Source organism: Silicimonas lutimaris, assembly GCF_047314965.1.
Lineage (GTDB): Bacteria > Pseudomonadota > Alphaproteobacteria > Rhodobacterales > Rhodobacteraceae > JAVJUV01.
Window position 1 is genome coordinate 82327 of sequence record NZ_JBLBVK010000041.1, and the last position, 24448, is coordinate 106774.

The window sequence follows — 24448 nt, forward strand, 5'->3', positions numbered from 1 at the left end:
GATGGGTTGTCGAAGACCCGGTGGAGAGGCCTTGCCCGCGCCCACGCATGGCGGCGGACTGGCCGCTTGTGAGCGATATCCTGTCCTGCCGCGCCGGGGTCCCGGAGCATCTGATCGGTTGGCGAAGGGCCGCGGAGCGGGCGTCGCCGGAGCCATCGGCCTGCGCGGAAGTCAGCGATTTGCCGGACTGAGGCGTTGCGTCAGAGGCCGAGTTCAATCTTGGGTGTGAACGTGATCCGACGGCCCGTCTCGCGGTCATCGCCGCCGCCCGAGGTCAGGATGATCCGAGCGGCTTCGGCTCCGATCTCGCGCCTGGGCGTGATCGTCGTTGCGACGGGGACGGGAAGGTTCTCCACGAATTCGAGGCCGTTGAAACCGGCGATCAGGACCTGCTCCGGCACAGGCACGCCGCTTGCGATGCAGTGATAGGCGCAGCCGGCTGCCACATCGTCGTTCGAAGTGTAGATGCAGTCCAGGTCGGGCGCCTCGGCGAGGAGGCTTTTTGTCAGGGCGCGGCCTGCCCCAGTGGTGGACAAGGTCTCGCGGGTCTTCGTTGCCCGGAACGCCAACCCGTGGCGGGAGAGCGTCTCGGTGAAGCCAGCGAGACGCTTTCGGGCGCGGGTGTCCCGTTCGAGGCCGCAGCCGGCATAGCCGAAGGCACGGCGCCCTGACCTGATGAGGGCCTCCGCCATCGCGGCGCCTGCCGCATGGTGCGAGAGGCCGACGCAGGCATCCACCGGGTCGCCATCGAGGTCCATGATCTGCACCACAGGTATGTCCGCGGCCGCCAGCAGGCGCCGGGTTTCCTGCGGCTGGTCGAGGCCCGTCACGATCAGACCGGAGGGGTTCCACGAGAGCATGTTCCGGATCACGTCGTATTCGCGTTCGGGGTCATAGTCGGTGGTTCCGAACACGGGCTGCATGCCGCTGCCCGCAATCGCGGCAGCAATCCCGGAGAGAACCTCGGCGAAGACGATGTTCGTCAGGCCGGGCACGACCACGCCAATCAGATTGGAACGCCTGCTGGAGAGCGACATCGCAAGATGATTGCCCACATAGCCGATGTCGCGCGCGGCCTTCTGCACTTTGTCGATACTGGATCGCGAGACGTCGCTGGCACCGCGCAGGGCGCGGGATGCCGTCATCTTGCTGACTCCGGCGGCAGCGGCCACGTCGGCAAGTGTCGCTCTCTTCGCGGTGGTCACGTGTGTCCGGTCCGTTCTGGCGGTTGGGAAATTGACTCTGAGTACGGGTTTCGGTATCGATACCGGTATCGGTACCGGCAATCTGTTGCCAGGTCAAGAATCACATCCGTGGAGTGGGGGAAATGTCAGAAAAAGCGAAGATTGCCATCATTGGGCTGGGGTCCATGGGATATGGCATGGCCCGGTCCTGTCTGCGTGCGGGTCTGTTGACGCATGGCTATGACGTTGTCGCGGCGCAAATGGACAGGTTCCGTGCCGAAGGCGGCGCAGAGGGAGCGATGGTCGACGTCGCGGCGACCCTCGACGCGGTGGTCGTGGTGGTACTGAATGCGGCTCAGACCGAGGACGTTCTGTTCGGTGAGGCAGGGGTCGTTCCGCTCCTGCGCAAGGGGGCCGTTGTTCTGGCTTGTGCCACTGTCCCTCCGGAATTCGCCCGCAGGATGGAAGCCCGGTGCCGCGACTTCGGCGTGCACTACCTGGACGCGCCGATCTCGGGCGGCTCGAAGAAGGCCGCGGCGGGGGCTCTCTCGGTCATGGCCGCGGGCTCGCCGGAGGCCTTTGACGCGGCGCGCCCGGTGCTGGACGCCACCGCCGAGACGGTCTTCGAACTGGGCGATGAAGCCGGGGCCGGGTCGGCGATGAAAGCCGTCAACCAGTTGCTGGCCGGGGTGCACATAGCGGCCATGGCCGAAGCGCTGACCTTCGGGATGACGCAGGGTGTTTCGCCGGCAAAATTCCTGGAGGTGATCAGCAAATGCGCGGGCACGAGCTGGATGCTGGAGAACCGCGCGCCCCATGTCGTGACCGGGGATTACACGCCGCACAGCCAGGTGAACATCTGGCCGAAGGATCTTGGTATCGTGCTGGACATCGCGCGGACGGCGAAGTTCAGTGCTCCGATCACGGCGGCGGCGATGCAGCAATTCGTGGCGGCTGCCGGGATGGGGTTCGGGCATGAGGACGATGCGGCCGTGGCCAAGGTCTATGCCCGAAACGTGGGTCTGACATTGCCGGGAGAAGACTGATGCTGCTGGGATGTATCGGCGACGATTTCACGGGGTCCAGCGATCTGGCCAATACGCTGGCCAAGCAGGGGATGCGCACGGTTCAGTATACCGGCGTTCCGGACGGACCTGCCGCTGCGGATGTCCAGGCCGGTGTCGTTGCCCTGAAGTCCCGTTCCATCGAGCCCGGCAAGGCGGTGGCGCAGTCGCTGGCGGCCCTGGAGTGGCTGCGGGCACAGGGTTGCGAGCAGATCTTCTTCAAGTATTGCTCGACCTTCGATTCCACGCGCGAGGGCAATATCGGCCCCGTCGCCGATGCGCTGGCCGAGGCCTTGGATGCCCACAAGGTTATTGTCTGTCCCGCCTTTCCGGGAACGGGACGATCGATCTATCAGGGCCACTTGTTCGTGAATGACCGGCTTCTGAACGAGTCCGGCATGCAGAACCACCCGCTGACGCCGATGACGGATGCCGATATCCGTCGCTGGCTGGCGTACCAGACGCGGTACGAGGTCGGGCATGTGGCGGCACGCGATGTCTTTGCCGGGGCCGGGCAGATCGCCGAGGCGCTTGAGCGCGAGCATCTTGCGGGCAAGAGGCATATCGTTGTGGATGCGATCCGGGACGCGGATCTGGTCGAGATCGGACGGGCGGCGAAGGGATTGCCGCTGATCACCGGCGGATCGGGGGTGGCGCTGGGACTGCCTGCGAATTTCGGCTGCACCGCCGCCGAGGTTCCGTGGACGGGGCAGGGCGGGAAGAGCGTCGTCCTGTCCGGCTCCTGCTCTGTCGCGACGCGTGCGCAGGTGGCTCGGCACGCGGCGAGTTATCCGGCGCGCGAGATCGTGGCGGCTGAGGTGATCGAGGGCCGGTTGACGGCGCGGGAGATTGCGGACTGGCTTCTGGCGGGCGAGGGCGTGCCGCTGGCCTACAGTTCGGCCGATCCGGCGGCGGTCGCCGAGGTTCAGGCGGCATATGGGCGCGAGCGGTCCGCCGACGCGCTGGAGGCGTTCTTCGCCGAGGTGGCCCGTCTTGTGGTGGCAGGCGGCGCGACGCGCGTCATCACCGCGGGCGGCGAGACCTCGGGTGCCGTGGTCGAAGGGCTGGGTCTGACGATGCTGGAGATCGGTCCCGAGATCGATCCGGGCGTGCCCGCCCTGCGGGCCGGACCCGATCTGGTGGTCGCGCTGAAATCGGGGAACTTCGGGGCGGAGGATTTCTTTGAGAAGGCGGACGCGGTGCTGGAGGGCAGGACATGACGGAATCCGCGCTGCGCGAGCAAATCTGCCTTCTGGCCAAATCGCTGTTTGACCGGGGAATGACCCATGGCAGCACGGGCAACATCTCGGCCCGGACCGAGGATGGCGGCCTTCTGGTCTCGCCGACGGGAACCAGCTTCGGGCGGCTCGACCCTGGCCGTCTGTCGCGCTTCGATGCGAAGGGTAACCTGATCTCGGGGGACAAGCCGACCAAGGAGATGCCCCTGCATTCGGCGTTCTACGATACCCGCAGCACGGCCGGTGCGGTGGTGCATCTGCATTCCTGCCATTCGGTCGCGTGGTCGATGATGCCCGAGGTCGACGCGGACGATTTCCTGCCGCCGCTGACGCCCTATGCGGTGATGAAGCTGGGCAAGGTGAAGCTGTTGCCGTTCTTCCTGCCGGGCGATCCGGCGATGGGCGAGGCCGTGCGCGGCCTTGCGGGCAAGCGCAGTGCGGTGATGCTGGCCAATCACGGGCCGGTGGTCGCGGGAAAGGACGTCGAGGCGGCCTGCAACGCGGTCGAGGAACTTGAAGAGACGGCGCGGCTGGCGATGATGCTGCGGGGCGTTGAGGCCCGGATGCTGACCGCCGAGCAGGTGCGCGCGGTCGTCACGAAATTCGATGTGGAGTGGGACGCATGATCCGGTTTTCGGCCAACCTCGGGTTTCTCTGGGCGGATCGCCCTTTGCCGGACGCGATCCGCGCCGCGAAGGCTGCCGGTTTCGATGCCGTCGAGTGCCACTGGCCCTATGACGTCCCATCCGAAGAGGTGGTCGCTGCTCTGGATGAGACCGGACTTCCTATGCTGGGGCTGAACACGCGGCGGGGTGACGTGGCGGCGGGCGACAATGGCCTTCTGGCGCTACCGGGCCGCGAGGTCGAGGCGCGCGCTGCGATCGACGAGGCGATCGCCTATGGCGCGCGGGTGGGTGCGGGCAAGGTCCATGTCATGGCCGGGTTCAGCGAGGGCGACGAGGCGCGGGCGTGCTACGAGGCCAACCTGCGCTATGCCTGCGAACAGGGCGCGGTTCATGGCATGACGATGCTGATCGAGCCGCTGAACCGGCACGATGCGCCGGGCTATTTCCTGAAGACGACCTCGCAGGCGAAGGAGATCATCGAGAGCGTTGGAGCCCCCAATCTGAAACTGATGTTCGACTGCTACCACGTGGGCCGGACCGAGGGGGATATCGTCACCCGCCTCGGGGAGCTTTTGCCGATCATCGGGCATATCCAGTTCGCCTCGGTTCCCGACCGCGGTGCGCCGGATCATGGCGAGATCAATTATCGGATGGTGTTTTCCGCGATCGAGGCGCTGGGCTGGTCTGCACCCGTCGGCGCAGAGTACAAGCCCGGCGGCGAAACGGATGCCACCCTTGGGTGGTTGTCGGATTTCGGCTGAGCGCACTTTCGGGCGCAATTGACCTGGCGCGCCATTTGTGATCACACTTGATCCATGCTGAGCCGCGCCGCCGATCCGCTTCCTTCCGCACATGACAGGGTTTACCGGACCCTGCGGGCGACGATCATGCACGGGGAAATCGAGCCGGGTCGCTCGCTGACGCTGCGCGGGATCGGCAAGGAGTTTGGCGTCTCGATGACGCCGGCCCGCGAGGCCGTCCGGCGTCTGGTTGCGGAAGGCGCGCTGACGTTGTCGAGCTCGGGCCGGGTATCGACACCGGAGCTGACCAACGAGCGGATCGAGGAACTGGCGGCGCTGCGCGCGCTGATCGAAACGGAGCTTGCCAGCCGGGCGTTGCCGCGCGCGCACCTGGCGCTGATCGACCGGTTGCAGGCGATCAATGGCACTATCGCCGAGGCCGTCAGCAAGGGCGACGCGGTGGCGTACATCAAGCGCAATCTCGAATTTCACCGCACGCTCTACCTGCGCGCCCAGGCTCCCGCCATGCTGGCCATGGCCGAAACCGTCTGGTTGCAGCTTGGGCCCACGATGCGGAAGCTCTACGGGCGGCTGAACCGGACCGAGGTGCCGGGGAACCACCGCCTGATCCTCGCGGCTTTGCGCGCCGGTGACGAGCCGGGCTTGCGCCTTGCGGTGCGGACGGATGTGACGCAGGGCCTTAGAATGCTGGCGGGTTAGCGTCTCTTCAGTATACCTGATCCGATCCATCAGTATTTCGCGATTGACGAGACGCTGCCGAAGGGCGCAACTCGCGACATGAAAGACCGCACTGCCCTTGTCACGCCGATCCTTCTGGCGGCGTGCCTGATCATCACAGTCAATTTCGCGATCCGCGGCGCGTTCGGAGTTTTCCAGATTCCGATCGCCGAGGAATTCGGCTGGCCGCGTGCGGAGTTCTCGATGGCGATCGCGATCCAGAACCTGTTCTGGGGCATCGGGCAGCCGATCTTCGGGGCGATTGCCGAGAAGATCGGGGACAGGAAAGCGATCTTTTTCGGAGCGGTTCTTTATGCCGCCGGCCTGGTGCTGTCTGCTTTCGCGACGACGCCTTTCGCGATCCAGAGCCTTGAGGTTCTGGTCGGTCTGGGCATCGCGGGTACCGGCTTTGGCGTGATCCTGGCCATCGTGGCGCGGTCCGCCTCGGACGAGCACCGCTCGATGGCGCTGGCGATGACGACGGCGGCGGGATCCCTGGGGCAGGTGTTCGGCGCGCCTCTGGCCGAGTGGATGCTGTCGTTCCTGCCGTGGCAGACCGTCTTCCTGGTGTTCGCGGCTGCGATCCTTGGCGTTCTCTTCGCGCTTCCCTTCATGCGTGCGCCGGTTCTGAGCAAGACCGAGATCGAAGAGAGCATGGGAACCGTCCTGTCGCGCGCGTTCCGCGATCCGTCCTATGCGATGATCTTCATGGGCTTCTTTTCCTGCGGCTACCAGCTGGGCTTCATCGTGGCGCATTTCCCCGCGCTCGTGACCGAGATGTGCGGGCCGATACTGCCGGGCAGTACGCTGCATGCGCTGGGCGTCACGACGACCTCCGCGCTGGGCGCGGTCGCGATCTCGGTGATCGGGCTGGCCAATATCGTCGGCACGCTGATGGCCGGGTGGCTGGGGCAGCGCTATCCGAAGAAGTACCTGCTGGCGAGCATCTATGCTGCGCGGACGATCATCGGTGCGGTTTTCATCCTGAGCCCGATCACGCCGATGTCGGTGATCCTGTTCTCGGTCTTCATGGGATCGCTCTGGCTGGCGACCGTGCCTCTGACCAGCGGGTTGGTCGGCTATCTCTTCGGTCTGAGGTACATGGGAACGCTTTACGGTTTCGTGTTCCTCAGCCACCAGCTGGGCAGTTTCCTTGGCATCTGGCTGGGCGGGCGGCTTTATGATGCGACCGGAGACTATACGCTGGTCTGGTGGCTTGGTCTTGCGGTCGGCGCCTTCAGTGCGCTGGTGCATCTGCCGATCCGCGAGGAAAAGCGCGGGCTGCCGCAGGCGGCCTAACGGTCCGAGAGAAACTTACGCAGGGCTTCGGCAATCTGCGCGGGGTGTGTCTGAAGAAGGACGTGTCCGGCACCGGGGATCTGCACATGGTGCGCGTCCGGGTTCAGTTCGGCCAGCCGGCCCATCGATGTCAGCGGAATGACCGGGTCTTCGGCACCCCAGATCGCCAGCACGGGCAGGCCTTCGCGCCCGAGCATCCGGTGATCGTTGTCGCATGTCTCGCGCAGGGCGTAGCGCCGCGAGGACAGGAGAGCGGGCAGAAACCCCCGCATGCGGGTTTCGGAGGCCTGCCGGTCCTCCAGATCGGGGATGACGGTGGCGTTCGAGCGGTGCTCGACCAGTTCGCGCCGAAGCGCCATGCCGCCGAAGACGCGGGTCAGCCAGTCGCCCAGAACGGGGAGCGTCCAGATGCGTCCGGCAACGGTGTCGTAGACCGGTGTCAGTCCCGCGGGTGCGATCAGGACGAGTTCCGAGACCCTGGCCCGGTTCGCAGCGGCATAGGCGGTGGCGATGACGCCGCCCATGGAGTAGCCGACGAGGACAAAGGGCCTGTCGATCATCTGGTCCTTGATCAGGGCGTTCAGCTGCCGGATGAAGAAGGCCGATGTCTGCCGCGCATGCGTCCGGGCCGAAAAGCCGCGGCCATAGAGATCATAGGTCAGGACGCGGTAGCCGAGCCCGCTCAGGCTGCGCTCGGTCGCGGCGAAAATGTACGAAGGTGTGGACAGGCCGTGGACGCAGATGGCGACCGGCCCGTCCTCCGGTCCGCTCCAGCGGTAATGGGTGGCGCCTCCGGGCAGGTCCGCGAACTTTCCTGGTGCGTCCTGTCGCCGGACCCTCCGGCGCATCGCCTCTGCCAGGAACGGCAGGGCGACAATCGCAAGGGCAACGAGAAGGACATACGTGGCCAAGGTCGGGGCTCCGGATCAGTACCGTTTGGGCTGGGTCGCCGCGCGCATGACGCGCCGGTGCGCAACCGCTTCGCGCCATACAAGTATCAGTCCTGACAGCATGATCAACGCGATGCCCGTCCAGGCCCAGATATCCGGCCACTCGCCGAAGATGCTCAGACCCCAGAAAACGGCCAGCGGCATGGCGGCGTATTCGAACGGCGCAACATAGGCCGCCTCGGAGCGGCGGTAGGCCTGGCTGATGGTGAAACCGCCGAGCGAGGAGGTTATGCCGAGCAGGCCGATCAGCACGAGATCGAAGCCCGAGGGCCAGACCCAGGCACGGAGGAGGAACTCCATCGACGGGTGGTCGAAAGTCTCGTACCGGCCGTCCCCAAGGAAAAGGCCAGCGGAACCGGCGAAGAAGAAGAACGTCACCTGGATGTAGAAGGCCATTGCCGTGGCGTTCTCGGTGCCGCCGATCTTGCGGGTCAGGATGTGCAGGGTGGCATAGCCGAAGGCGGCCACCAGGGGCAGCAGGGCCGCCAGCTGGAACGCCTCGGTGCCCGGGCGCAGGACGATCAGTACGCCAAGCATCCCCGCCGCGATGGCCGCCCAGCGTCGCGGGCCCACTGTTTCACCGAGAAAGATGACCGAAAAGACCGAGATTGCGAGCGGCGAAATGAAGAAGATCGCCACGGCCTCGGCCAGCGGCATGGCGGCAAGTCCGAGGAAAAAGCAGAAATTTGCGAAGACCACGCAGGCGCCACGGGCGATATGGGTGCCAAGCCGGCGGGTCTTGAGCATCGACAGCGACCCGCCTGTCAGCGGAACCAGGACGGCGAGGATGAAAGCGAGACCGAAAAGGGTGCGGAAGAAGATGAGCTGGTAGAGCGGGTAGCCGCCGGACAGGAACTTGACCAGGACGTCGTTGGTCGAAAAGCACAGCACGGCAACAAGCGCCCAGATGGCGCCGACCGGTGTCGAGCGTTCTGCATCCGTCAGTGTCATGGGGCGTGTGTCTCCGTCACCCTGTTACGCCGGGAAAACGCTCCAGTCCATGCATGTTGTACGCACCGCAGGGATGGACGGCTGGACAGGAGCCGGACGGCTCCTAAGACAGAGGCATGGATACGGAACCGGACACAGCCAGATCGGCGGCCTTGCCTTGGCGAATTTATCTGCTGTCCGCGTGGATGCTGCTGACCGCCTTGTTCTGGTTTCTTAACCCCGGCGCGACCGAGGGGTTCTCGTCAGGTGTCCGCCTGCTGTTCTGGGCGGTCCATGTGGGGTTGCCGCTCGCTCTCCTTCAGGCGGTGCAGGTCTTCCTATCATGGCTGCCTCGGGCGGCCTCTCTTGCTCCTGTTTGGCAGGTGGTGCTGGCGGGCATCATCGGCGGCGTGCTGTTCACGCCCGTCGGGCTTTTCCTTGATGGCGTTTTCCCCGATCCCGACGGAGGGCGGGTGCAGCCGATGCTGGGAGCGGTGATCTCCGAGCTGAGCAGCATCGTGCCTCCGGTCGTTCTGGTCTGGCTGGCCGTGAACGCGCCGCGGCTGGTGCAGCCGGGGCGCGTGCCGGAGTCGGCGGCACAGGAGAGAAGAGCCGAGTTCTGGAGCAAGGTTCCCGAAGGACTGGGCGACGATCTGGTCTCGGTTTCTGCCGAGCTGCATTACATACGCGTCCGCACCCCGCGCGGCGAAGCCCTTGTGCTCTATCCCTTCGGCAAGGCCGTCGAAGAGTTGGCCGGGGAGGGCGGGCTGCAGGTTCACAGGTCGCACTGGGTGAAGTTCGATCACGTGGGCGAGGTGATCCCGCGGAAGGAGCAGGCGGAAATCCGGCTCGACACGGGCCAGACCCTGCCTGTCAGCCGGCGGTACAAGGCGGCATTCCTGCAAGCGCTGCAAAAGGCCAAGTGACGGCTCGTCGCTCGTGCATGAACGCTCGTCGCTCGTGCATTCCGTGTTGCCGGACGTTCGGGGCGGCCGAGATGCCTGTCATGGTTTCTCTCGACAAAGGACGTCACATGACCTTCAAGACTACGTTTCAAGCTGCCGGGCTTGCCGGTTTGCTGTCGGCCGTTGCCTCCGGGGCGGCATGGGCCGAAGGGTTCTATCTCAAGGCTTATGGCGGGGCATCTGCGCTTTCGGACAGCGACATCACGATTTCAGGTTTGGGCACGGACAGCGGCGTCGGTTTCGGTTCCGGCACGATTGCGGGGGCTGCAGGAGGCTATGCGTATGGCGGCTGGCCGGTGTCCGCCGAACTGGAATGGACCTACCGCACAGGTGACAGCGATGCCGGGGCGACGGCCGGGGGCGATTTCGCGTCTACGGCGCTGATGCTGAACGGCGTCTGGAACCTGGGAAAGACAGGGCGCCTGACACCCTATGTGGGTGCCGGTGTCGGCGTCGTCACCGAGATCGACTTCGATGTTCCGGCGGGCGCTGCCGCGGGGGAATACAGCGACACCGGTATCTTCGCCTTCCAGGCGTTCGGCGGTGTGTCCTATGCGGTCACGGACCGCTTTTCGGCCTTCGGGGAGCTGCGCTACTTCGATGCTGGTTCGGTTACACTGGCAGGTCCGGGCGGAGCCACGCTGAGTGCCGACTACAACACGCTCGACGTTCTGGCCGGCGTATCGTTCAGGTTCTGAGCGCGCGCTCGAGCGCATCGAGAAAACGCGAGCGGTCGGCTTTCGAGAAAGCCCGGCCGCCGCCTTGCCGGAACGGATCGGCGGCGCGGAGATCGGCGGCAAGATCGCGCATCGCCAGCACGTTGCCGATATTCGCCGCCGTCAGCGCCTCTCCGTTGGGCTTCAGGACTCTCGCGCCCGCCTCGACGCATTTCGCTGCAAGTGGGATGTCGTTCGTGATGACGACATCGCCGGGGCCCGCGTTCGACGCGATCCATTTGTCGGCCTCGTCCGCGCCCTCGGAAACGAACACGCTTTCGATCAGGGGATTGGGCGAGGGACGGATGCCGCCGTTCGAGACCATCTTGACGGTCACCTTGCGGCGGGTGGCCACGGTCTCGACCTCGGATTTGACCGGGCAGGCATCTGCATCGACATAGATCATGGGGAGAGGGTGGCCTCGTTGGGACGCGGTGGCAAGAGACGGTGGGACCGAATGGCGGACGGAGCGGCCAATCGATGACTCGGTTTGCGCGGCATCCGATGTTCTTCGGATCGCCAGTTTATAGGGTATTTTCTATCATGATACGAAAGCGTTGTCCTGGCCGGGAACAATAATCCGGCAGGTATCGAGGCGCATATTGCACCTCGATACCCCTTTTTCGCAACGCTGATGGGTTTCAGCTATCAGCGTGCTCACAGGTTACGTTCGGGTTGAACGGCATCAGAACGCCCATCGGGTTTTCTCGGAACAGCCAGACGTGCTGATCATAGTGCGGCATGAAGCCATGGGCCTCATCGCCTGGCGTGTTCGGATCATCCGCCATATGATCCCACATACGACCGTTGAGCATCGGCGCTTCGCCCATTCCGGCTGCCTGCCAAGCGGCTTCGAACACAAGGTTCTCAACTGCAACGAGTTCGAGCGATCCGTCTGCCTGCGGTTCGTAGATCAGGATCGAGGGTTGTGACCAATCGGTGTAGGTCGACTCGCCATTTACGCGCGGTTCGGTTCCCGTGATCTTGAGCATCGCCGGGTGAATGTAATGTATACCCATCGCGCCAAGTTCAGCGGGCAATCCCTCGCCCGCTGCAGAGACACAATGGTTGTCCGGTGTGATGTAGCCTTCCGCCAAGGCCACATTGATATCCTTGTATTTTTCGACGCTGGCGCGCATCGCTTCAAGATCGACTTCATCGGCCAGGACCGAAATCGGTGCCAAGGCAGCGAGCAGCGCCAGGATTGACGTCTTCTTCATTTTTTCCTCCCAAATGCCGAGTTTGGCGAGCATGAGACTCATATCGGCATTGCCATCTTATCACGAAAACGAGAAATTTTCTTCGCTCTCAGACTTCGACCGGGAGATCGCCTATACTGAAAGAACCGTCGCGAGCCGCGGTCGAGGCCGCGAGGAGCAGGTTTGGAGGAACATCATCCGGGTAGGTTTGTCGTTCTTGATCGCCGCGCTTCTGACGCCGCTTGCTGCGCAATCCGAAGGCACGGACATTCCGGATTGGGCTGAAGTGAGCGCAATTCTCACAGAGCGATGTGTGATGTGTCACTCGGAGGTTGCAGGAGCTTCAAAGGGTCTCCGGCTGGACGACTATGAGGCCGCGCTTGCCGGAAGCGAGCGGGGTCCGGTCATGGTGCCCGGAGACGTATCGGGCAGTGAGTTGATCCGTCGATTGCGCGGTGAGAGCACGCCCCGCATGCCGTTTCTCAGCCGCCCGCTGCCGGACGACCAGATTGCCTTGATCGAAAGCTGGATAGCCGCCGGTATGCCCAATCGGAATGGCGCGCGGTAGCCCGCAGCCGAAGTTTGAAGATTGGTTCAGGAAAGCAGGGTGGCCGGGTCTCGACCTCGGATCTGATCGGGCAGGCATCGGTGTCGGCGCGCATCTTCGACGGCGGTAGTCACGAGATAGTTCTTTCTTCAAGCGCCGCCCGCGCGTAGCGTTCACAGGAAATGGAGAAGTGACATGGCGGCACTCAGCCCGACTGATCTGATCAGGTTATTTTCAGAATGTTTTTCCGCAGGCGATATCGATGGCCTGATGGCGTTGTACGAAGAGGGCGCGGTATTTCCGAACCACCATGGAACGTACAAAGGGGCAGAGCAGATCCGTCCTGTCCTGCAAGGCTATATCGACTCCGGTGCTGTCATTGAATTCGAAAGCCAGGTCGCTTTCGAGACCGGCGATATTGCCCTTGTCCAGAACGGGTGGACACTGACGACGGCAGGTGGTGACAAGGTCACGGGGGTGAGTGTCGAAGTCGCCAGAAAGCAATCGGACGGTACCTGGCTATACGTGATCGACAGTCCCGATGGAGCGGCTCTTCTCGGCCACTGAACTTGCCCTGTTACCCGGTGAAGAAGGCTTGAAAAGACCCGATGCGGGCGTCCACGCGCCACCCCTGGCGCGCGAAAGAGGATAGACGCCTGCCCGCGCCTCCACTTTGGGCATCAGCATCCTCGCGCTCACACTCGATCAGCGGGTTGAACGAGAGGTGAATTTGCGAGCGAGGTCAGCCAAGGATGCAAGAAATGCCGGCGTCTTGCTCGGAAGCATCTCGAAATGCGTCGACGCAAGCTTCGAAGCCCGGATCCGGTCGGACAATCCGCGTGGCAGCGTCGCCGGATCATCGGCATGGGTGCACGACAAGACGAGGGCTCCCCAATCCGACCAAGGTGCGAACTCGACAGCTTCTCTCGCATGCCGCCGTGCATTCTCGATGTCTCCGTCGTGGAGGGCGAAAATTGAAAGAAGTGTCTGAAAGTAGTGATATTGTGGCAGCGCGATATCGACTTCAATGTGTTGTTGGAAGCGGGTTCGTGCCGCGTCCACCTCTCCGTTGAACAGGTCGATTTGCACCCGCGTCAAATGCGCCAGCTGGAAGTTCGGCGTGATGGCCATCGCCCGATGACAATCGGCCAGGGCGCCGTCGATATCCTGCTGCAGCCAGAACTTGAGATTGCCGCGTGTACGCATTGCGAAATCCACCTCCGGACCGGCGAAAACCGCGCGCTCCGCGATCTCCATCGCTTCCTGAACGCGGTGCTGGCTGCGATCGATCGCGATGAGGGGATACATGTGAACATATGTCGCCGCCAACATCGCCAGGGCCATTGGGCTTTCAGGAAATCGCTCGGTTGCATGCGTCAGAATACGTTCCGCCGCACCCGTATCTGCAGTTGTAATTCGCGAGTAGTGGTAGGCCGCTTTCTGGAGGAGTTGTTGCAGGTCGAGCGTCTCATCCGGCTCTGAGAGAAGCCTCTTTCCGAAATGGGCTATGGCTGAAACGCGCTGCACGTTCGTGACCTTCCGCGCGAGGCGCGCGACGAACTCTTCCCTGGGCTGGTCAAGAAGTTCGAAGACCTCTGCGAAGAAAATGCCACGCCCACCGGTTTCCTCGATCTCCATGAATACGTCGAGGACGTTGTTTCGGCTGCTGATCGTGCCGCGAATGACATAGTCGAAATCTCCGGATTTCGACGCATCCGTCGCTATTCGAATTCCGGCTCGGCGCGAGATTGAACGAACGATCTCCTGGCGTATGCGTTCGCCGAGATGCAGGGCCTCCTCTCCGCCCGAGCGGATTTCAATGGCGCGCACACTGATGACCGGCATCCCACTTGGCGGACCAGCCGTCGTCGGGGTTGCCACGAGCAGGAAGCCTCGCCCCGGAATGGTCTGGATGATCTGCCGCGCATCGTCGCCCAGAGCCTTTCGGATATCCCGGATGCACTGCGACAGGCTTTCATCGGTTACGGTGACGCCCGCCCAGACACGAGACACGATCGCGTCCTTGCCCACCAGCTGCCCCGGCGTTTCGGCCAGGATGGAAAGGGTCTGGATGGACTTCCGACGAAGCGGTAGCACCTTGCCATCCTTGTCCAGGAGCATTTCCGCCGCCGGATCGTATTGGCACTCTCCAACCCTGATCATGGCCGGTAATTTCCTAAAAATTTCAGATCGATTTCAAGACGCCAAAACTTCGCTGCCGCAGACTAACTCTTATCCGGTGAAGACGAAACAACTCCGGAACACGATCAGAAAAAGGAGCTTGGACATCGCCATGAGGAAAATTTCGAAAACGATCGCCGCCGCAGCAGCCTGTGTTGCACTGGGTAGCCCAGCCTTCGCGGATCAATTCATCGTTGCGCTCTCCGAACCGATCACGGAAGCCCATGCGCGCGTGCTGGAAACGCTGAAGATCAAGGTCGTGGACGCCTTCGAGTTCGAAGGAGCGAACATCGCGGTTCTCGACGCGCCCGGAGATGCCTATCTCGAGACGCTGTTCAACGTCATCAGTCCAAAGGCCCTTTCGCTTGCGGCACTGCCCGTTGACTGGACCGACGACGCCATGGGACGCATCGACACCGCCACCCGGCTGATGTTCGGAACCGAAATGACCTGCGGATTCTGTTCGTCGTGATAAGTTGAACCGAATGGCGCCGCTCTCCTGGCGGCGCCGTTGATTGAGGCGTGAGAGCTATGGCTTTGGATGTCATCGGAGTAGGTTTCGGACGCACAGGCACGGAATCCATGAAGGAGGCTCTTGAACTTCTTGGATTCGGCCCGTGCCATCACATGTACGAAGTGCTGAGCGACAAGGACCGGTACGATCGATGGCTCGCGATTTTGCAGGGTCGTGCGGAACCGGACTTGCCCGCATTGCTCGAAGGCTACCGTTCCACCGTCGATTGGCCGTTTGCCCTTTACTGGCGAGAGCTTGCGGCACTTTTCCCTGATGCCAAGGTGCTGCTGACGGTCCGTCCTGCCGATCAATGGTACGACAGCATGGACCGCACGATCCTCGATCTGATGCGCAAGCCGGAAGACAACAAAATGGCGGACGCCTTGGCCAAGAGGGTCTTTCCAGGTGGTGTCGAGGACAGGGCCGCTGTTATCCAGGCCTATCTCGACAACACCGATGCGATCACGTCCACGATCGGGGCGGACCGCTTGCTTGTCCATGAACTGGGAAGCGGATGGAGGCCGCTCTGCCGCTTCCTGGGCTGTCCGGAGCCGGATCGCGCATTTCCCAGGACAAACGAAGCCGGGGGCTTTCACGACCGGGACAGGACGTTGACGGGCAAGCGGGATGCAGAGAGCTAGAGTCTCTCCGCGGGGGCATGCATTGGTTCTTGGCCGGACGTTTCCTCACGACATCAGGCGAATTTCTTGCCGCCAGAGTTGCTCCGTGTGAAACGCGATGTGGTCCTCCACGAAGCTTGAGACAAAGAAATGCCTGTGGTCGTAGCCTTTTGCTTCAGCCTTCACCCGGATGGAGCCTTCGGATCAAGCTTCGCAGCCACGTCGCCGCCAGGAAGATGACAAACCATGGCAGGGCATAGGCCAAAGCGATCAACCAGCCGAACAAGGCTGCAAAAAAGAGGGGTCCACCATCAGAATAGGCCTCGTCCAAGAGGTCTTCGCTGGGATTCTCCGTGGTCCTGACAAGTTCCTGCAACTGTTCGAAGTGGGTGACGACGGAGAGGAAGTAAGCCGCCCATCCGACCACGACGATCAAGAGGATGATCACCCACCATCGCGGCCTTCGCCAAAGGAAGCGCGATGCCAGGAGCACTGCGGGCAGCGCTGAAAAAATTCCACCGAACAAAAGGCTTTCAAACGAAATGATGATCTCTCCCATGCGCCGCCATGTGGTCTCTGGCGCGGACCTTTTCTGGCTCTTGGCTCAGTCCCCGCAGAGCCCCAAGTTGACCTGCGCTTACCGCCAGAGCTGTTCCGCGTGGAAGGCCACGTGGTCTTCCATGAAGGTCGAGACGAAGAAATAGCTGTGATCATAGCCCTTCTGCAGGCGGATGGTGGCCTCCATGCGCCGCGTGGCAACCGCTTCGGCAAGGGCCTCGGTCTTGAGCAGATCGCCGAACTGGTCGTCGGTGCCGGTGTCGATCAGAAGCGGTGCGTCCAGCTGCCCGTCGCGGAGGAGGCGGGTGGCGTCATGCGCCGCGCCTGCCTCGACCGATCCGAGATAGGCTTCGAACTGTTTCCGGCCCCAGTCGCTTGCCGTCGGATGGCAGATCGGTGCGAAGGCCGAAACGGAGCGGAAGCGGCCCGGCGACTTTGCCGCCAGCGTCAGTGCGCCATGACCGCCCATGGAATGCCCGGTGATAGACTGGCGGTCAGGATCGAGCGCGAATTTCGCGAATAACAGGTCCGGAAGGTCGCGGAGAATGTAGCTTTCCATCCGGAAATGCGGCGCCCATGGCGTCTCGGTCGCGTCGATGTAGAACCCGGCCCCCTGGCCAAGGTCATACGCTTCGTCGTTCGCCACGCCCTCGCCCCGGGGCGAGGTATCGGGAAACACCAGCGCGATGCCGTGCTCGGCAGCCCAGACTTGCGCTCCGGCCTTCACCATCGCGTTCTCGTGCGTGCAGGTGAGGCCCGAGAGGTACCAAAGAACCGGCACGGGGCCGTCCTCGGCCTCGGCGGGCAGGAAGAGCCCGAAGGTCATGTCGGTGCCCGTCGCGGCACTTCGGTGCGTGTAGACCCCTTGCCGACCGCTGAAGCACTTGTTGTCCGAAACCGTGTCCATGCGTTTCTCCCTCAAAGTGTTTCCAGCCAGGCGATGGTGGCGGCAACCGTCACGACCGACACGGCGGTCGAGACAAGGATCGCCGCCGAGACCCGCTGGGGCGCGACATTGTAGTGCTGGGCGAGGATATAGACGTTGCCCGCCACCGGCAGAGCGGCGGCAGCCACCATGACCTTGGCCGCAAAGGGATCGACCGGCCAGATCACCAGCGCCGTCAGGGCGACGGCGGCAGGGTGGATGAAGAGCTTGAACGCACTGATGGTCACGGCGACCGACATGCGCTCGGCCGATTTCGAGGCCAGCGACGCGCCGATCGCGAACAGCGCGCCCGGTGTGGCCGCGGCTCCGAGCAGCGTCAGGAATTCCTCGGCCGGTGCCGGCATCGGCAGGTTCCATGACGACCAGACGATCCCCAGCACCACCGAGACGATCATCGGGTTCTTCACCAGCCCCATCACGACGGTTCGCAGGATCCCCAGCGAGAGACCCCCGCCACGCGATCCCGTGATCAGGATCACGATCAGGCTGGAAAAGACGATCAGGTCCACCGAGAGCATGATGATGATCGGCGCGACGGCTTCGGGTCCCATCAAGAGCGCCAGCATCGGAATGCCGAGAAACCCGATGTTCCCAATGACCGAGCATTGCGCTTCGACCGCGGCTTCGGCCACGCTGACGCCGCGCAGCAATGAGACCACGGTGGCGATGACGTAGACCGACGCCGTGGCGGCCAGGTAGGCCTTGATGAAGGTCCAGTCGAGAAGCTGCTCCAGTTCCAGCGATGCCGCGAAGCGGAAGATCATGGCGGACAGCGCGAAATAGAAGACGAACTTCGTCAGGTAGGCGGTCGCTTCTTCGGTAAAAAACCGGGTCCGGCCGGAGATATAGCCCAGCCCGATCACGGCGAAGAACGGAAGAGTCTTGAGGAAGATATCCCACATGGTGGTCCGCCTATCATGCAGGCGGCGCATGGAAAAGACACGGCGCTTGCCTGTCGCCATTTCCGGCAGTACGCGGTGGCAATGAGCGCCGCTGTCTTCTTTGCCGTTCTCGGGGCCGCCGCCCTGCACGCGTCCTGGAACGCGCTTATCCGCATTGGTGCCTCGAAGGTGACCACGATGCTGGTGATGACACTGGTGCAAGGCGCGCTCGGTGCCGCGATGACAACGCAATTTGCCGTCCCGGCGGCCTCTGTCTGGCCCTGGCTTGTGGCTTCGGGTCTCTTTCACGCGGGCTACAAGATCTTCCTCGCCTTCGCCTATGAGCACGGAGATCTCAGCCGGGTCTATCCCATCGCGCGGGGCGCGGCGCCGCTGATCGTGCTGGTGGTCAGCACCTTCGCTCTCGACGAGGGGCTGCGCGGGCAGGACATCGGCGCGATCCTGATTCTGGGGCTTGGCATCCTGCTGATGAGCCGGGGGGTCTTCACGTCCGGCGAAAGCGTCCGGCTGGTCCCACTGGCGCTGGCTTCGGCCGCGATGACCGCAGGGTATTCGCTGGTCGACGGGATCGGCGCGCGCATCGCGGGCAACGCGGCGATGTATGTGGGCTGGCTGTTCCTGCTGGACGCCCTTCTGTTCACCCCGGCTATCGTGGCGCTGAGGGGCAGAGGCGTGGCGAAGGCCTCGGCCCGTGTCTGGATGCTGGGCAGCGCTGCGGCGCTGTTTTCCTTCGCGGCCTATGCGATAGCGGTCTGGGCGATGACCCAGGCGCCGATCGCGCTGGTGACGGCGTTGCGAGAGACATCGATCCTGTTCGCTGTGCTGATCGGCTGGCTGGCCTTCGGAGAGCGCATGGACCGGGGGAAGGCGGGAGCGGCGGCCCTGATCCTCGCAGGGGTGGTCCTGACCCGGCTTTGAGGATTTCCGCCTCCGGCGGCCGTATTTTAACCAGGAAGAAAGAAAATTTGAGTCAAATTGCTCGCGCGGTACAGGGAGCCGTCCCGATGACCGCCCAGGGAGAAGGGCAACCTTCTTCGGAGGCGTCCCGAGGGTTCGGGGCGCCTCCCGCGTCTTCTTCCTGGGTCAAATACGGCGGGGGTGCGGGGGCGGAGCCCCCGTCCGATCCGGCCGAATTCAATTGCGGGACAGCGTTTCGGCCAGTCGCATCAGGGTCACGGCCTCGGCGCGGTAGCCAAAGGTATCCTCGCCCTTGGCGCCGTTCGCGAGCGCGATCGCCTCGGGCCAGGTCCAGCTGCCCAGGTAGTCGCCGCTGCGCAGAAGCTGCCCGAAACCGGCCATGGCGACCGAGAATCTCACGTCCTCGCCGGCGGTGCCCCGCTCGCTGCGGATAGGCGTCTCGATCAGAACCGAGGTGGTTTGTCCCGGTTCCTTGTAGCGAAGCTTGAAGTAACCGAGTTCGCCCGTTGGAGCAGGCCGGTCGTCGCGGGCCTGGGCGTAGCGCAGCGGACCGTTCCGGATGGCGTCGGAACCGACCGGCGTGACCTCGTAGATTGCCGTGACGGTGTGGCCCGCGCCGATATCGCCGGCGTCGATGCGGTCGTTGTTGAAATCCTCGCGGGCGAGGGCGCGGGTCTCATAGCCGATCAGGCGGTACTCCGCGATCTCGGCGGGATTGAATTCCACCTGGATTTTCACGTCGTTCGCGATCGGGAAAAGCGCTCCGGTCAGCTGGTCGACCAGGACTTTCCGAGCCTCCGACAGGGTGTCGATATAGGCCGCGGTGCCATTGCCGTTCTGAGCCAGCGCCTGCATCGTCGCGTCGTCGAGGTTGCCGCGACCGAAACCGAGGACGGAGAGGTAGGTGCCCGTTTCGCGCTTGCCCGCGATGAAGTCCTTCAGTGCGTCGGGGTCCGAGAGCCCGACGTTGAAATCGCCGTCCGTGGCAAGGATCACGCGGGTCACCTCGCCATCAGCGGCCATGCCCTCGGCCACCGCATAGGCCTGTTGCAGGCCCGCCTGTCCGGCGGTCGAACCGCCGGCTTCCAGCCGGTCAAGCGCGGCGAGAATGGTGGAGCGTTCGGCGGCGCGGGTGGGCTCAAGCACCTGCCCGGCGCTGCCCGCGTAGGTGACGATGGAGACTTCGTCCTCGGGGCGGAGCTCCGACAGCATCAGGCGGAAGGACTGCTTGAGGAGCGGCAGTTTGTTCGGGTCCTGCATCGACCCGGATGTATCGATCAGGAAAACGAGGTTGAGGGGCGGGCGGTCGCCGATGGCAGGCAGCGTTCCCTGGATGCCGATATGGACGAGGTTCGTGCCTGCGTTCCAGGGCGTGTCCATGACGGTGATCGTGGGCTGGAACGGGTGTTCACCGTCTGGCGCGGGGTAGGCATAGGGGAAATAGTTCACCATCTCTTCCACGCGCACGGCGTCGCGCGGTGGCAGGCGGCCCGACATCAGCGATTGCCGGATCACGGAATAGGACGCGGTGTCGACATCGATGGAGAAGGTCGAGACCGGGTCCTCCGTCGTGACCTTCAAGGTGTTTTCAGGGGCGTTGGCATAGGCTTCGGTGTCGCTTTCGGGCTGGAGCAAGACCGACTCGGGCGGCCGCGGCGCGTGCATTACAGTTGGGCGTGACCTTTCCGTGAGGATGGCTCCCACGGCTGCGGCGACGCCCTGGTCCGCGAAGGACTCCGAGGCGGCTTCTCCTTCCGTCACGGGCTCGTCAGCCTGCACAAGAGTGCTGGGTTCAGGCGCGGGATTTGGCTCGGCGAGTTTGGCCAGACCGCGTTCGGCGCGATCGTCGGCGGGCGGTGCCTCGGCGGCGCGCGGCGCGGGCATGGCAAGGTCCTGACGGAGCGCATCGGCGTCCGGTGCGCTTTCGGTCATCGTGGCGTTGCCTACAGGCGCGGCACGCTCTTCGGAAACCCTGTCGACCAGAACCGTATCGGGGGCAGGGGGCATCAGAAGGCTTCGCCCCTCGGGCGTCACCAGGATCGCGCCCACCGCAATCAGTGCCGTCGTGGCCACCAGGCCGCCTTTCGTCGTCATCGCGTGCATCATCGCTTTCACTCCGTCCAGAAGCCGGGACATCCGGCTTTTCTGAACGATCTGACGCGGGGCCGGGCGTGATCCTTGGAGCACGGCGAAATTTTTTTCAGCAAGCGCAATGTTTTCGCGCCTGCGGGCATTGTCCGGCGCGGGCGTCGCGGCGTCGAAGGCCGCTTTCAGATCGTCGAACTCGTCAGCCATTCTCGGCCTCCTTCAGCGCGCGCAGGCGCTTCTTTACCTCGGACATACGCCAGCTGATCGTTCCCTCGCTGACGCCAAGGACGTCCGCCGCCTCGGCATGTGTGACCTCGTCGAGCACAAGCGCCACGGTGTCGCGCAACTCGTCGGGCAGGGCGCGCATCGCAGTGGTCAGCCAGTCCATCGCTTCGGCGGCCTCTGCGGCTTCGGCGCGCCGGGCGGTTTCAACCTCTCCCCAGCCGTCAGCGGCGCGCGCCCGGGTAGCAGCACGGCGGCGACGATCGTTCGATGCGTTGACCACAACCCGGTAGAGCCAGGTCGTGAATCGTGCATCCCCACGGAACGCCGCGATCTTCGCGGGCAGAGCCGCGCAGATGTCCTGGGTCAGGTCCTCGGCTTCGGCGCGCGCGCCCGTCAGGCGGAAGCACAAGCGGAACACGCGGTCGTAATGGCGGGCGACGAGGCTGGTGAATGCCTCGCTGTCGCCATTGGCCGCGGCTTCTGCCAAAGCTTCATCGGTCACGATCATGCGCATCACGATGGGTATGACGCGCGGGAAAGGTCAATCCTTGGAGGAACCGCCGATTTTTTTCGCAGACTTTCGCATCGTCAAGGAAGGATTGCCGCATTGCCGGTTTTCGATGGAATTGGTAACAGCGGCTGACCACGGAAGGGACTGATGCCATGCCCGTCATCACGGAAATCGCCGACCTGAAACGCCTCTACAAGAGGCGCGTCCCGAAGATGTTCTACGACTATGCCGAGACCGGCTCCTGGACCGAGCAGACCTTCCGGGACAATACCAACGATTTTCAGGAGATCCGCCTGCGCCAGCGTATCGCGGTCGACATGGCGAACCGTTCCACCGCGACCGAGATGGTGGGCCAGGAGGTTGCGATGCCGCTGGCCCTGGCTCCTGTCGGATTGACGGGCATGCAGAACGCGGATGGAGAGATCAAGGCGGCGCGGGCGGCCGAGAAGTTCGGGGTGCCCTTCTGTCTGTCGACCATGTCGATCTGTTCCATCGAGGACGTCGCCGCGCACACGAGCAAGCCCTTCTGGTTCCAGGTCTATACCCTGAAGGACGACGATTTCATGCGGCGGCTGATGGATCGCGCCCATGCCGCGAATTGCTCGGCCATCGTGATCACCGTCGATCTGCAGGTGTTGGGCCAGCGTCACAAGGACCTGAAGAACGGACTGTCCGCCCCGCCGAAGCTGACGCCGGCCTCGATCGCCAACATGATGACCAAGGTTCCGTGGGGGCTGGAGATGCTGCAGACGAAGCGGCGGTTCTTTGGCAATATCGTGGGCCATGCACAAGGCGTTTCGGACCCGTCGTCGCTGTCGTCGTGGACAGCCGAGGCCTTCGATCCCTCGCTGAACTGGGAGCGGATCAAGGAACTCATGGACATGTGGGGCGGCAAGGTGATCCTGAAAGGGATCATGGAGGTCGATGACGCGGTGAAGGCGGCCGAACTTGGCGCCGACGCGATCATCGTGTCGAACCACGGCGGCCGGCAGCTGGATGGCGCCTTGTCGTCGATCCGTGCCCTCGAGCCCATCGTGAAGGCGGTGGGCGACAAGACCGAGGTCTGGATGGACTCCGGCATTCGTACTGGTCAGGACGTATTGAAGGCCGTCGCCCTGGGTGCAAAGGGAACGATGAGCGGACGCGCGTGGCTCTATGGTCTGGGGGCGATGGGCGAACAGGGTGTCACCAAGGCGCTCGAGGTGATCCACAGGGAACTGGATCTGTCGATGGCCTTCTGCGGAAGGCGCAACATAAAGGACGTGGATCGCGATATCCTTCTGGTCCCCAAGGGTTTTTCCGGGGAGTGGGGCTGAGTCGTTCCGCGCCTTGAAGCGTCAACAATAACCGGCCTTAGTGGTTATTGTTTCTTTTTGATGTAAAGATGTCGCGGCGCCGACCCAAAAACGGCCTGTTTCCTGCCACGTTCTTGCCGCAATCAAGCGGGGGACGTAGATTTCGCCCCATGACCAGTGCTCTTGATCATCGGTATGGAAAAATCCTTGCGGCCGCAGCCATTCTGTCGGCCGCTCTCTCCATGCCTGCACAGGCTCAGATGCCCGCCAGCCTGACCGAGGCGGCGGAGTTCCCGGCGGAAACAGCAGCAATCGTCCAGGCGACGGCCCGGCTTTTCGATGCCGTCGAGGCCAGCGGACGGCCTCGCGGCGGCCGGCCCGTCATCGCGCGCCCCGTTCTTACCAAGCCGGCCAGTGTTCGTGCCGAAGATGCCAAGGCCGACATCCTGGTCTCGCGCGGCCCCGTTGATCATCTGACAGGCTACCGCATCAGCTGGTACCCGGTGGACCGGTTTCTTGGGTCCGTCGATTTCATGGGAACATGGGACGGAAACCGGAACCTCGTCTGCGGTTTCGTGACATGGGACCTGACCGATCCAAAGGCCCCGGTTCTGGAGAGCGTCGATGCGACCTTTCTGGACATTGGCGCTTTGTCCGGCGAAAGCGCCGAGACTATCCACGCGGCACTCCTTGATGCGAACTGTGCCTACGGAGCGATAGACGCGAACTACGCGTTTTTCGAATAGGGCGGTAACCGACCTCTTCAGGAGCCCCTTACGTCTCTGCCAGCAGCCCGGGATAATCCAAGGACAAGTCCCGAATTTCCGGCGGCCGATGGGTGCCGGGGTGTAACGTGGGCGGCTTCCAGGCCTGGCTGGTGCGTCGTCTCAATGGATGGAAACGAAAAGGGCCGGCGATGGGTTGGCGCCGGCGCCGTCATTTCCTCGAAACCTTCGATCCAGAACTTCAGTTCGGTTTGGAACCCGACCGAGAAACTCTCATGGTTCGATTCCGAACTCGCTCCTTCGTATCCAACGCGCACTGACGTATCGAGGCCCCCCGAGGTGAGCATTCGCACGCCAAGACTTATGCGTGCGCGTGCATCTGTATTGGCTTGCGTACTGTCATCCACGCCGACAAGAAAGGCATCGCCTTCGAGTGTTGCGCCAAGTCCAGAGAGGGCGAGCGGGCGTTCGAAGGAAATACCCAACTCGGCGCGCCGCACGGTTGTGGTTGCTGCCGCAACGGGATTGCTGCCTGCGTCGATGTATGCATCCGCATCGTCCTGAGCGATGGTGTAGGACAAGGTCGGCCAGATCACCGAGTTCCCGAGTTCAGTTCGGCCCGCCAGAGTGGCCTGGAACAGGGCACGGTTACTGTCATACTCGGCGCCGTCTATGGAGTTTTGCGATTGGCCGAAGAGCAGTCGGCTTTCGAAGTAAAGCTGATCCCGAAGGCGCGAAACCATATACGGTCCAACCGGCCAACCGGTGT

At 63.4% G+C, this 24448-nt stretch carries 28 protein-coding genes; 16 read left to right on the forward strand and 12 right to left on the reverse strand.

Annotated features, from left to right (window positions below; all coding sequences use genetic code 11):
* The first annotated feature begins 47 nt into the window (after positions 1 to 47).
* A complete protein-coding gene (locus tag ACKLNI_RS06545; RefSeq protein ID WP_413718250.1) occupies positions 48 to 191 on the forward strand; it encodes a hypothetical protein in 144 nt (47 codons plus the stop codon).
* Between the two features lie 9 nt (positions 192 to 200).
* Here the strand turns inward: ACKLNI_RS06545 and ACKLNI_RS06550 are convergent, their stop codons facing one another.
* Positions 201 to 1205, reverse strand: coding sequence for a LacI family DNA-binding transcriptional regulator (locus ACKLNI_RS06550; RefSeq protein WP_413718251.1), 1005 nt, complete (start codon positions 1203 to 1205; stop codon positions 201 to 203).
* A 122-nt stretch (positions 1206 to 1327) separates the two neighbouring features.
* Here ACKLNI_RS06550 and ltnD point away from each other — a divergent pair, with 122 nt between their 5' ends.
* From ltnD to ACKLNI_RS06580, 6 genes are all read left to right on the forward strand, one after another.
* Positions 1328 to 2230 carry an L-threonate dehydrogenase gene (gene ltnD / locus ACKLNI_RS06555; protein WP_413718252.1) on the forward strand — a complete coding sequence of 301 codons (903 nt, stop codon included), beginning with the start codon at positions 1328 to 1330 and terminating at the stop codon, positions 2228 to 2230.
* Positions 2230 to 3468 carry a 3-oxo-tetronate kinase gene (otnK, locus tag ACKLNI_RS06560; RefSeq protein ID WP_413718253.1) on the forward strand — a complete coding sequence of 413 codons (1239 nt, stop codon included), beginning with the start codon at positions 2230 to 2232 and terminating at the stop codon, positions 3466 to 3468. The genes ltnD and otnK overlap by 1 nt, the downstream gene beginning before the upstream one ends.
* Positions 3465 to 4112 carry a 3-oxo-tetronate 4-phosphate decarboxylase gene (gene otnC, locus ACKLNI_RS06565; RefSeq protein WP_413718254.1) on the forward strand — a complete coding sequence of 216 codons (648 nt, stop codon included), beginning with the start codon at positions 3465 to 3467 and terminating at the stop codon, positions 4110 to 4112. Before otnK ends, otnC begins: the two co-directional genes overlap by 4 nt.
* Positions 4112 to 4873, forward strand: a complete 762-nt coding sequence (locus tag ACKLNI_RS06570; protein ID WP_413718306.1) for a hydroxypyruvate isomerase family protein — start codon at positions 4112 to 4114, stop codon at positions 4871 to 4873. The genes otnC and ACKLNI_RS06570 overlap by 1 nt, the downstream gene beginning before the upstream one ends.
* A 54-nt stretch (positions 4874 to 4927) precedes the next feature.
* A complete protein-coding gene (locus ACKLNI_RS06575) occupies positions 4928 to 5572 on the forward strand; it encodes a GntR family transcriptional regulator (RefSeq protein WP_413718255.1) in 645 nt (214 codons plus the stop codon).
* 78 nt (positions 5573 to 5650) lie between these two features.
* On the forward strand, positions 5651 to 6889 hold the full coding sequence (locus ACKLNI_RS06580) for an MFS transporter (protein ID WP_413718256.1): 1239 nt from the start codon (positions 5651 to 5653) through the stop codon (positions 6887 to 6889).
* On the opposite strand, the gene ACKLNI_RS06585 is transcribed toward ACKLNI_RS06580, so the two are convergent.
* Together ACKLNI_RS06585 and ACKLNI_RS06590 are read right to left on the reverse strand one after the other, a co-directional pair.
* Positions 6886 to 7800 (reverse strand): alpha/beta fold hydrolase, encoded by a 915-nt coding sequence (locus ACKLNI_RS06585; RefSeq protein ID WP_413718257.1) that lies wholly within the window; start codon positions 7798 to 7800, stop codon positions 6886 to 6888. The genes ACKLNI_RS06580 and ACKLNI_RS06585 overlap by 4 nt on opposite strands.
* Positions 7801 to 7815: 15 nt before the next feature.
* Positions 7816 to 8790 carry a DMT family transporter gene (locus ACKLNI_RS06590; RefSeq protein ID WP_413718258.1) on the reverse strand — a complete coding sequence of 325 codons (975 nt, stop codon included), beginning with the start codon at positions 8788 to 8790 and terminating at the stop codon, positions 7816 to 7818.
* A 116-nt stretch (positions 8791 to 8906) separates the two neighbouring features.
* Here ACKLNI_RS06590 and ACKLNI_RS06595 point away from each other — a divergent pair, with 116 nt between their 5' ends.
* The gene (locus tag ACKLNI_RS06595) at positions 8907 to 9695 is read left to right on the forward strand and encodes a LytTR family DNA-binding domain-containing protein (RefSeq protein WP_413718259.1); all 789 of its coding nucleotides are present in this window, start codon (positions 8907 to 8909) and stop codon (positions 9693 to 9695) included.
* Positions 9696 to 9802: 107 nt separating this feature from the next.
* Positions 9803 to 10432, forward strand: coding sequence for an outer membrane protein (locus ACKLNI_RS06600; RefSeq protein WP_413718260.1), 630 nt, complete (start codon positions 9803 to 9805; stop codon positions 10430 to 10432).
* Here the strand turns inward: ACKLNI_RS06600 and ACKLNI_RS06605 are convergent.
* Together ACKLNI_RS06605 and ACKLNI_RS06610 are read right to left on the reverse strand one after the other, a co-directional pair.
* Positions 10422 to 10856, reverse strand: a complete 435-nt coding sequence (locus ACKLNI_RS06605; RefSeq protein ID WP_413718261.1) for a YaiI/YqxD family protein — start codon at positions 10854 to 10856, stop codon at positions 10422 to 10424. The two genes, ACKLNI_RS06600 and ACKLNI_RS06605, sit on opposite strands and share 11 nt — an antisense overlap.
* Positions 10857 to 11091: 235 nt before the next feature.
* Positions 11092 to 11670, reverse strand: a complete 579-nt coding sequence (locus tag ACKLNI_RS06610) for a hypothetical protein (RefSeq protein WP_413718262.1) — start codon at positions 11668 to 11670, stop codon at positions 11092 to 11094.
* Between the two features lie 31 nt (positions 11671 to 11701).
* On the opposite strand from ACKLNI_RS06610, the gene ACKLNI_RS06615 reads away from it, so the two are divergent.
* Both ACKLNI_RS06615 and ACKLNI_RS06620 read left to right on the forward strand, forming a co-directional pair.
* Entirely contained in the window at positions 11702 to 12217 is a 516-nt protein-coding gene (locus tag ACKLNI_RS06615; protein ID WP_413718263.1) for a c-type cytochrome domain-containing protein, read from the forward strand.
* Positions 12218 to 12391: 174 nt separating this feature from the next.
* Entirely contained in the window at positions 12392 to 12763 is a 372-nt protein-coding gene (locus ACKLNI_RS06620; protein WP_413718264.1) for a YybH family protein, read from the forward strand.
* A gap of 138 nt (positions 12764 to 12901) precedes the next feature.
* On the opposite strand, the gene ACKLNI_RS06625 is transcribed toward ACKLNI_RS06620, so the two are convergent.
* Positions 12902 to 14359 (reverse strand): winged helix-turn-helix domain-containing protein, encoded by a 1458-nt coding sequence (locus ACKLNI_RS06625; protein ID WP_413718265.1) that lies wholly within the window; start codon positions 14357 to 14359, stop codon positions 12902 to 12904.
* Between the two features lie 130 nt (positions 14360 to 14489).
* Here ACKLNI_RS06625 and ACKLNI_RS06630 point away from each other — a divergent pair, with 130 nt between their 5' ends.
* Positions 14490 to 14849: a hypothetical protein gene (locus ACKLNI_RS06630; protein ID WP_413718266.1), complete on the forward strand. Its 360-nt coding sequence runs from the start codon at positions 14490 to 14492 to the stop codon at positions 14847 to 14849.
* A gap of 59 nt (positions 14850 to 14908) precedes the next feature.
* The gene (locus ACKLNI_RS06635) at positions 14909 to 15532 is read left to right on the forward strand and encodes a sulfotransferase family protein (RefSeq protein ID WP_413718267.1); all 624 of its coding nucleotides are present in this window, start codon (positions 14909 to 14911) and stop codon (positions 15530 to 15532) included.
* Between the two features lie 154 nt (positions 15533 to 15686).
* Here the strand turns inward: ACKLNI_RS06635 and ACKLNI_RS06640 are convergent, their stop codons facing one another.
* From ACKLNI_RS06640 to ACKLNI_RS06650, 3 genes are all read right to left on the reverse strand, one after another.
* Positions 15687 to 16070, reverse strand: a complete 384-nt coding sequence (locus ACKLNI_RS06640) for a hypothetical protein (RefSeq protein ID WP_413718268.1) — start codon at positions 16068 to 16070, stop codon at positions 15687 to 15689.
* A 78-nt stretch (positions 16071 to 16148) separates the two neighbouring features.
* Positions 16149 to 16976 (reverse strand): S-formylglutathione hydrolase, encoded by an 828-nt coding sequence (gene fghA, locus ACKLNI_RS06645; RefSeq protein ID WP_413718269.1) that lies wholly within the window; start codon positions 16974 to 16976, stop codon positions 16149 to 16151.
* An 11-nt stretch (positions 16977 to 16987) separates the two neighbouring features.
* On the reverse strand, positions 16988 to 17917 hold the full coding sequence (locus ACKLNI_RS06650) for an AEC family transporter (protein WP_413718270.1): 930 nt from the start codon (positions 17915 to 17917) through the stop codon (positions 16988 to 16990).
* An 81-nt stretch (positions 17918 to 17998) separates the two neighbouring features.
* On the opposite strand from ACKLNI_RS06650, the gene ACKLNI_RS06655 reads away from it, so the two are divergent.
* Complete coding sequence (locus tag ACKLNI_RS06655) at positions 17999 to 18835, forward strand: EamA family transporter (protein WP_413718307.1); 837 nt, start codon at positions 17999 to 18001, stop codon at positions 18833 to 18835.
* 216 nt (positions 18836 to 19051) lie between these two features.
* Here the strand turns inward: ACKLNI_RS06655 and ACKLNI_RS06660 are convergent, their stop codons facing one another.
* Complete coding sequence (locus tag ACKLNI_RS06660; RefSeq protein WP_413718271.1) at positions 19052 to 21130, reverse strand: vWA domain-containing protein; 2079 nt, start codon at positions 21128 to 21130, stop codon at positions 19052 to 19054.
* Positions 21123 to 21656, reverse strand: coding sequence for an RNA polymerase sigma factor (locus tag ACKLNI_RS06665; RefSeq protein WP_413718308.1), 534 nt, complete (start codon positions 21654 to 21656; stop codon positions 21123 to 21125). Before ACKLNI_RS06665 ends, ACKLNI_RS06660 begins: the two co-directional genes overlap by 8 nt.
* Before the next feature lie 155 nt (positions 21657 to 21811).
* Between ACKLNI_RS06665 and ACKLNI_RS06670 the strand changes: the two genes are divergently transcribed.
* Together ACKLNI_RS06670 and ACKLNI_RS06675 are read left to right on the forward strand one after the other, a co-directional pair.
* Positions 21812 to 22975, forward strand: coding sequence for an alpha-hydroxy acid oxidase (locus ACKLNI_RS06670; protein WP_413718272.1), 1164 nt, complete (start codon positions 21812 to 21814; stop codon positions 22973 to 22975).
* A 149-nt stretch (positions 22976 to 23124) separates the two neighbouring features.
* Complete coding sequence (locus tag ACKLNI_RS06675; RefSeq protein WP_413718273.1) at positions 23125 to 23700, forward strand: hypothetical protein; 576 nt, start codon at positions 23125 to 23127, stop codon at positions 23698 to 23700.
* Positions 23701 to 23717: 17 nt separating this feature from the next.
* On the opposite strand, the gene ACKLNI_RS06680 is transcribed toward ACKLNI_RS06675, so the two are convergent.
* Positions 23718 to 24422 carry a hypothetical protein gene (locus tag ACKLNI_RS06680; RefSeq protein ID WP_413718274.1) on the reverse strand — a complete coding sequence of 235 codons (705 nt, stop codon included), beginning with the start codon at positions 24420 to 24422 and terminating at the stop codon, positions 23718 to 23720.
* Between the last annotated feature and the right edge of the window lie 26 nt (positions 24423 to 24448).

What these genes read in the sequence shown, in the direction of transcription:
- fghA (WP_413718269.1), bottom strand. Translation starts at nt 16,976, where the DNA reads ATGGACACGGTTTCGGACAACAAGTGCTTCAGCGGTCGGCAAGGGGTC.
- ACKLNI_RS06575 (WP_413718255.1), top strand. Translation starts at nt 4,928, where the DNA reads ATGCTGAGCCGCGCCGCCGATCCGCTTCCTTCCGCACATGACAGGGTT.
- ACKLNI_RS06650 (WP_413718270.1), bottom strand. Translation starts at nt 17,917, where the DNA reads ATGTGGGATATCTTCCTCAAGACTCTTCCGTTCTTCGCCGTGATCGGG.
- ACKLNI_RS06580 (WP_413718256.1), top strand. Translation starts at nt 5,651, where the DNA reads ATGAAAGACCGCACTGCCCTTGTCACGCCGATCCTTCTGGCGGCGTGC.
- ACKLNI_RS06670 (WP_413718272.1), top strand. Translation starts at nt 21,812, where the DNA reads ATGCCCGTCATCACGGAAATCGCCGACCTGAAACGCCTCTACAAGAGG.
- ACKLNI_RS06595 (WP_413718259.1), top strand. Translation starts at nt 8,907, where the DNA reads ATGGATACGGAACCGGACACAGCCAGATCGGCGGCCTTGCCTTGGCGA.
- ACKLNI_RS06625 (WP_413718265.1), bottom strand. Translation starts at nt 14,359, where the DNA reads ATGATCAGGGTTGGAGAGTGCCAATACGATCCGGCGGCGGAAATGCTC.
- ltnD (WP_413718252.1), top strand. Translation starts at nt 1,328, where the DNA reads ATGTCAGAAAAAGCGAAGATTGCCATCATTGGGCTGGGGTCCATGGGA.
- otnC (WP_413718254.1), top strand. Translation starts at nt 3,465, where the DNA reads ATGACGGAATCCGCGCTGCGCGAGCAAATCTGCCTTCTGGCCAAATCG.
- ACKLNI_RS06640 (WP_413718268.1), bottom strand. Translation starts at nt 16,070, where the DNA reads ATGGGAGAGATCATCATTTCGTTTGAAAGCCTTTTGTTCGGTGGAATT.
- ACKLNI_RS06605 (WP_413718261.1), bottom strand. Translation starts at nt 10,856, where the DNA reads ATGATCTATGTCGATGCAGATGCCTGCCCGGTCAAATCCGAGGTCGAG.
- ACKLNI_RS06665 (WP_413718308.1), bottom strand. Translation starts at nt 21,656, where the DNA reads ATGATCGTGACCGATGAAGCTTTGGCAGAAGCCGCGGCCAATGGCGAC.
- otnK (WP_413718253.1), top strand. Translation starts at nt 2,230, where the DNA reads ATGCTGCTGGGATGTATCGGCGACGATTTCACGGGGTCCAGCGATCTG.
- ACKLNI_RS06545 (WP_413718250.1), top strand. Translation starts at nt 48, where the DNA reads ATGGCGGCGGACTGGCCGCTTGTGAGCGATATCCTGTCCTGCCGCGCC.
- ACKLNI_RS06630 (WP_413718266.1), top strand. Translation starts at nt 14,490, where the DNA reads ATGAGGAAAATTTCGAAAACGATCGCCGCCGCAGCAGCCTGTGTTGCA.
- ACKLNI_RS06615 (WP_413718263.1), top strand. Translation starts at nt 11,702, where the DNA reads ATGAGACTCATATCGGCATTGCCATCTTATCACGAAAACGAGAAATTT.
- ACKLNI_RS06655 (WP_413718307.1), top strand. Translation starts at nt 17,999, where the DNA reads ATGAGCGCCGCTGTCTTCTTTGCCGTTCTCGGGGCCGCCGCCCTGCAC.
- ACKLNI_RS06680 (WP_413718274.1), bottom strand. Translation starts at nt 24,422, where the DNA reads ATGGTTTCGCGCCTTCGGGATCAGCTTTACTTCGAAAGCCGACTGCTC.
- ACKLNI_RS06660 (WP_413718271.1), bottom strand. Translation starts at nt 21,130, where the DNA reads ATGGCTGACGAGTTCGACGATCTGAAAGCGGCCTTCGACGCCGCGACG.
- ACKLNI_RS06635 (WP_413718267.1), top strand. Translation starts at nt 14,909, where the DNA reads ATGGCTTTGGATGTCATCGGAGTAGGTTTCGGACGCACAGGCACGGAA.
- ACKLNI_RS06620 (WP_413718264.1), top strand. Translation starts at nt 12,392, where the DNA reads ATGGCGGCACTCAGCCCGACTGATCTGATCAGGTTATTTTCAGAATGT.
- ACKLNI_RS06675 (WP_413718273.1), top strand. Translation starts at nt 23,125, where the DNA reads ATGACCAGTGCTCTTGATCATCGGTATGGAAAAATCCTTGCGGCCGCA.
- ACKLNI_RS06590 (WP_413718258.1), bottom strand. Translation starts at nt 8,790, where the DNA reads ATGACACTGACGGATGCAGAACGCTCGACACCGGTCGGCGCCATCTGG.
- ACKLNI_RS06600 (WP_413718260.1), top strand. Translation starts at nt 9,803, where the DNA reads ATGACCTTCAAGACTACGTTTCAAGCTGCCGGGCTTGCCGGTTTGCTG.
- ACKLNI_RS06610 (WP_413718262.1), bottom strand. Translation starts at nt 11,670, where the DNA reads ATGAAGAAGACGTCAATCCTGGCGCTGCTCGCTGCCTTGGCACCGATT.